This window comes from Oleiphilus sp. HI0067, from assembly GCF_001635735.1.
In genome coordinates, this window is sequence record NZ_LWFI01000125.1 from 1 (window position 1) to 4,821 (window position 4,821).

The following is a 4,821-nucleotide window of genomic DNA, read 5'->3' on the forward strand; positions in this document are numbered from 1 at the left end:
TCGACAAAATAGTTGGTGCTAACAGCAATCCTGAAATTAGTGATGAGCCGGTTGCAAACGCTAAATTTACCAAAGAGTTTTTTAAGGTTGCGCGCAAGGTCGCGAAAACCGATTCGACTGTCATGATTTCCGGTGAGAGTGGAACGGGTAAGGAAGTATTGGCGCGATACATTCACGCGAATTCACCAAGAAAAAACAAGCCATTTGTCGCAATCAACTGTGCGGCGATTCCTGAAAACATGCTAGAAGCAATGTTGTTTGGCCATGAAAAAGGTGCATTCACCGGCGCTTACAACAGCTCTCCAGGTAAATTTGAACAAGCCAATGGCGGTACGCTGCTTCTTGATGAAGTGTCAGAGATGGATTTAGGGCTTCAGGCCAAGTTGCTGCGTGTATTGCAAGAACGTGAAGTAGAGCGCGTTGGTGGTAAGAAACCAATAAAACTGGATGTTCGTGTGCTTGCGACGACCAACCGTGCCTTGAAGTCATACGTCGACGAAGGGAAATTCCGAGAAGATTTGTTTTACCGTTTAAGTGTATTCCCAATGTCATGGAAACCACTTCGCGAGCGCCCAGACGATATCCTACCTATTGCTCAGCGATTGCTTGAAGTGCATGCCGCGAAAATGCGTCGAGGAAAGGTTGTACTGAACGATGAATGCAAAGCCTTGTTATTGAATTATCCTTGGCCTGGTAACGTTCGTGAACTCGACAACGCCGTACAGAGATCTTTGATCCTGGCAGAGGGCGGGGTGATAAAAGCCTCAGACTTGATTTTGGATATGCCAGGAATATCGTCATCAGACGATTATTTGAGTTCCGATAGCCACATTATCGTCGATGAGCCTCAACCAACTACTGTCGAGAATTTGACAGAGTCGATGAATAGTCAGAATACAGTGGAGCAAACGTCGCCACAAAGCTTGAACGTGGATATCGACAGCAGTGCTCTAGGCAAAGATTTAAAACTTCGTGAATATCAAATTATTATCGATACCCTCAAGGATGAAGGGGGCAAGAAGAAGCAAACCGCCGAGAAATTAGGCATCAGTCCGAGAACCTTGCGTTATAAATTAGCGCAAATGCGCGAACTTGGCATCGACATTGCGTCAGAGTTAGCAGCATAGAAAAAAGTGTCAGATTTTTGATACCGAACACTATGGCTAAGTAGTAATTTAGTTTGTCAATCTGCTGATTCGGGGCCTATTTAGGCCCCATTTTTTTGCCTGCTAGAAATGTTCAATAGTCAGTAATTGTTTTGGCCTGATTTGTGCTGTTGTCACTAACTATTACTGTTTACAACGAAAAATTGACATTCAACTAGAGGGGAGCGCCTATGTCAGGAATCAATTCAGTCACTGGCCGAGCCGATATCTCACAAGTATTGGCAGAGATGCGTAACATTCGCGCGCAGATTCAACCTGCAGAGCAGTTAAAGCCAGAAGTCTCTCCAACTCAAATCAACCCGACTAACAAGGTTGATGAGATCCCGAAGTTTAGTGATTTGTTATCTAACGCTGTCAACTCGGTAAATGACGCACAACAGAAATCTAGCGCATTACAAACAGCTTATTCTCAAGGCGATCCAAACGTCAGCATCACTCAGGTAATGATCCAGTCTCAGAAAGCTTCAGTCGCGTTTGAGGCTGTAACACAGGTACGCAACAAAGTAGTGAAAGCGTACGAAGATATCATGAAGATGCCGGTTTAATAGGTAGGATTAGAGCAATATCATGGCAGCAAATATGAGCGAAGCAAGCGTACCAGCAACGACAGTAGGTAAAGGATCTACTGATATGGTAGCTGATCCAGCACAAAGCGACCTAATGACAGGTGTTAATCGTCTAGGTTTGTTCCGTCAAATTGGTTTGATGATTGGTTTGGCGGGCAGTGTTGCACTAGGTCTTGCGTTAGTCCTCTGGTTACAAGAGCCAAATTACCAACCCGCCATGCAAAACATCGCAGCGCAAGATATGGAAGAAGTGACGCGGGTACTAAATTTAAATGGCATAGATTTTAAAGTTGACCCTCAGAGTGGGGTGCTTCTAGTTGCGTCAGAGCAACTGTATCAAGCAAAAATAAAATTGGCCGCTGTCGGAATATCGTCTGATCAATCGATAGGTTATGAGCTACTAGATCAAGACCAAGGTTTGGGTAGTTCCCAGTTTATGGAGTCGACTCGTTTTAAGCGCGGACTAGAAGGTGAGCTTTCACGCACGATTTCTAGTTTCCGAAATATCCGACACGCACGTGTCCATCTTGCAATTCCAAAGCGTTCCGTTTTCGTTCGCGATTCACGCAAACCATCAGCCTCTGTATTGATCGAAGTTCCCGCTATGCGTGGTATTTCAAGAGAGCAGGTTGAAGCAATCGTTAACCTCGTTGCGGGTAGCGTACCCGAGATGATGAAGAGTGACGTGACTGTCGTAGATCAGCGAGGTAATTTGCTTTCTAAGAATAACGAAACGGAAGAAGACGCAAGAGTTTCTCGTGAATTTGAATACTCGCGCAAGATAGAGTCGGTTCTAAATAATCGAATCACAAGTATTCTTGATCCGGTACTAGGCTCTGGTCGTTTTCGTTCTGAAGTATCAGCTGACGTTGACTTTACAGAAATCGAAGAAGCAGAAGAGTTGTTCAATCCTGATATGGGTGCGGTACGCAGCGAACAGACTCTGGATGAGCAAAAAGCAAATGGTGTCGACGGTGGTATCCCAGGAGCTTTGGCTAATCAACCGCCAGTGAATGCAGAAGTGCCTGAAGAAGCGGGTGAGGGCGCTGCGCAGCCGGAGCAAGCAGCACCTGTTAATTTGCGTAAGCAAGCAACGCGAAATTATGAAGTCGACCGAACGGTGAGCTACACCCGTCATCAAAAGGGGCGCGTTTCACGTCTGACTGTTGCAGTTGCAGTGGATGACATTCGTAACATCAATCCTGAAACAGGGGAAGTGTCGTTCCAAAAATGGAGCGACGCAGAGCTTGAGCGTCTAACATTACTTGTGCGCAACGCCGTTGGATATGATGCAACACGCGGCGACAGCGTTAACGTCGTCAACACTCCGTTTGCGCCGCAAGAGATCGAAGAATTTGTAGAACCCGAGATCTGGGAACAGGCATGGTTTTGGGAAGTTGTTTGGAAAGCCTTGGCAGTCGTTGTTGCCTTAATTGTAGTGTTCGCGATTATTCGCCCCATATTTAAAAGCCTTGTAAGTTCAGGTGCCGAAGCAAAAGAGTTAGCATTAGGCGGTATGGACGGTTCAGGTCCAACGCTAGATTCGTTTGAACGTATGGACGGCGATAACCCCGCGATGGCTGCATTAGGAACAAGTGGTGAAGACTTTATGTTGCCTGGCGCGTCTGAAGGTTACGATAAACAAATTAATGCGCTCAAAGGTTTAATCGCTGAAGATCCAGCACGAGTGGCACAAGTAGTGAGAACTTGGGTAAATCAAGATGGCTGATAACACAGAAGCAGCACAATTACCGACACTTCCTCGTTTAGAGGCAGCAGCAGTGCTGCTATTGAGTTTAGGCGAAGCTGATGCGGCGCAAATTCTCAAACACATGGGCCCAAAAGAAGTTCATCGTGTCGGTTCGACCATGGCTAGCTTGACCAATATTACCCAAGAGCAAGTTGAAGCCGTCCTGATTGAGTTCATCGAAGAAGTCGGTCGTCAAACTGGTATGGGCATTGGCTCAGACCAGTACATTAAGAACATGCTGAATGAGGCCTTGGGTGAAGATAAAGCCTCAGGATTAATCGATCGTATCTTAGTTGGTGGTAATACGACTGGACTCGATACCTTAAAATGGATGGAAGGGCGAGCAGTCGCTGAGCTTATCCGTTATGAACACCCTCAAATTCAAGCGATCGTTGTGTCATATCTGGAGCCCGACCAAGCGGCTGAAGTTCTTGGTATCCTCGATGAAAAAGTGCGCTTAGACGTTATGATGCGTGTCGCTTCTTTGGATTCGATTCAGCCACAGGCCCTGCAAGAATTAAACGATATTCTTGAGAAACAATTCTCGGGGAATACCGCGACAGCGACCAGTAAAATTGGTGGTGTTAAAACGGCAGCTGACATAATGAACTTTATGGAGTCTTCGATCGAAGGCGATTTGATGGACAACATCAAAGAGATCGATTCAGACCTTGGTAACGAAATCGAAGAGCTCATGTTCGTCTTCGACAACCTGAAAGATGTTGATGATCGTGGCATCCAAACACTACTCAGAGAAGTTTCTAGCGAAGTATTAATTGTCGCACTCAAGGGTGCAGACGCTGACCTACAAGAGAAAATATTCAACAACATGTCGAAACGTGCTGCAGAGCTTCTTCGCGATGATCTTGAAGCGAAAGGACCTGTTAAAGTATCGGAAGTTGAAGCATCTCAAAAAGATATCCTTACTATTGCTCGTCGTTTGGCAGACTCTGGCGAAATAGCCTTGGGTGGAAGCGGTGAGGAAATGATCTAAGTATTGGTATGAGTGAACAAAATCCACCTAAGGACGATCGTCCTGTCGAAAGCTTAAGTGCTTACGAGCGCTGGGAGCTACCTAATCTCAATTCAGGTGAAGACTATACCGATAGTGCAAAAGTAAAACCGTTGACAGCAGACGATTTGGAGGCGATCCGCGCGGAAGCCTATGCAGAGGGGCTTAAGCAAGGAAAAGCCGATGGTTACAACGCCGGCGTCGAAGAAGGGCGTACCGTTGGTATCGAACAAAGTAAGCAAGAAGGCTTAGAGCAGGGGCGTCAACAAGCTGACAGTGAGTTGCAATCGCACAAACAAGCTCTTTCAGATCAATTAAAGGCCTTGC

At 46.1% G+C, this 4,821-nt stretch carries 4 protein-coding genes and 1 pseudogene; all 5 read left to right on the forward strand.

Annotation, left to right across the window (positions count from 1 at the left end; genetic code table 11):
* Positions 1–1,127 (forward strand): sigma-54-dependent Fis family transcriptional regulator (locus tag A3739_RS01710; protein WP_068500031.1); only part of this gene is annotated, 1,127 nt, incomplete at its 5' end.
* A gap of 209 nt (positions 1,128–1,336) precedes the next feature.
* On the forward strand, positions 1,337–1,711 hold the full coding sequence (fliE, locus tag A3739_RS01715; RefSeq protein ID WP_068480004.1) for a flagellar hook-basal body complex protein FliE: 375 nt from the start codon (positions 1,337–1,339) through the stop codon (positions 1,709–1,711).
* A gap of 34 nt (positions 1,712–1,745) precedes the next feature.
* Positions 1,746–3,461, forward strand: coding sequence for a flagellar basal-body MS-ring/collar protein FliF (gene fliF / locus A3739_RS01720; RefSeq protein WP_068480151.1), 1,716 nt, complete (start codon positions 1,746–1,748; stop codon positions 3,459–3,461).
* Positions 3,454–4,476, forward strand: a complete 1,023-nt coding sequence (gene fliG / locus A3739_RS01725) for a flagellar motor switch protein FliG (RefSeq protein WP_068480006.1) — start codon at positions 3,454–3,456, stop codon at positions 4,474–4,476. The genes fliF and fliG overlap by 8 nt, the downstream gene beginning before the upstream one ends.
* A gap of 8 nt (positions 4,477–4,484) precedes the next feature.
* A pseudogene (locus tag A3739_RS01730) lies at positions 4,485–4,821 on the forward strand (hypothetical protein); the annotation flags it as partial.

Coding starts and splice junctions, on each gene's coding strand:
- fliE (WP_068480004.1), top strand. CDS start 1,337: ATGTCAGGAATCAATTCAGTCACTGGCCGAGCCGATATCTCACAAGTA.
- fliF (WP_068480151.1), top strand. CDS start 1,746: ATGAGCGAAGCAAGCGTACCAGCAACGACAGTAGGTAAAGGATCTACT.
- fliG (WP_068480006.1), top strand. CDS start 3,454: ATGGCTGATAACACAGAAGCAGCACAATTACCGACACTTCCTCGTTTA.